At 46.5% G+C, this 254-nt stretch carries 1 protein-coding gene; it reads right to left on the reverse strand.

Going from position 1 to position 254, the window contains the following annotated elements; genetic code table 11:
- Nucleotides 1–254, reverse strand: a 254-nt coding sequence (locus ICN13_RS10070) for a DDE-type integrase/transposase/recombinase (RefSeq protein WP_255534130.1), incomplete at both ends; no start/stop codon positions are given.

The following is a 254-nucleotide window of genomic DNA, read 5'->3' on the forward strand; positions in this document are numbered from 1 at the left end:
CCATTATCACTTCGGATGTGCTCGGGGATGCCGTGAGTAATCATGGCGTTGGCCAGTTGTTCTATCACTTGGATTGAGCCAATTCGTCTAGCGCAGAAGATCGTTAAACACTTTCTACTGAACTCATCAATCATAGTCAGCATCCGGATCTTGCCACCATAAGCGTCCCTGATAAAGACAAAGTCATAACTCCAAACATGATTGGTATGAGTAGCTCGCAATCTCATACAGCTGCCATCGGAGAGCCAGAGTCT

It is taken from the genome of Polynucleobacter sp. MWH-Berg-3C6 (assembly GCF_018881855.1).
Taxonomy (GTDB): Bacteria; Pseudomonadota; Gammaproteobacteria; order Burkholderiales; family Burkholderiaceae; genus Polynucleobacter.